This window comes from Halalkalibacter sp. APA_J-10(15) (genome assembly GCF_023017105.1).
Lineage (GTDB): Bacteria > Bacillota > Bacilli > Bacillales > Bacillaceae_D > Halalkalibacter.
Genome location: NZ_JALKEV010000083.1, coordinates 1 through 287, shown reverse-complemented (window position 1 = coordinate 287; position 287 = coordinate 1). Strand labels below are relative to the sequence as shown.

Below are 287 nucleotides of genomic sequence, written 5' to 3'. Positions count from 1 at the left end.
GAGCGCCTGCTCCTTCTCTGCGGTGACAAGCACGCGCTTCCCCTGCGCGACGAGATGCGAGACGAGGTTGACGATGGTGTGAGACTTCCCGGTCCCGGGTGGGCCCTGCACCGTCACGCCACGCGATGTCGCGAGCTGCCGAGCGATGCGCTCCTGCTCGGCGTTTGTGGGCAGCGGCATCATCAGTCGGTCGGCTGTGCCGTCGTCGGTGGAAACGTCCTGACCAGACTCGCGCACGGCTTCATCCACTTGGTCTCGATCGGCGACGACCGATGCCAGCGCCTCCG

1 protein-coding gene is annotated in these 287 nt (G+C 66.9%); it reads right to left on the bottom strand.

Going from position 1 to position 287, the window contains the following annotated elements; genetic code table 11:
- Positions 1-287, bottom strand: a 287-nt coding sequence (locus MW695_RS22360; protein WP_247107626.1) for an AAA domain-containing protein, incomplete at both ends; no start/stop codon positions are given.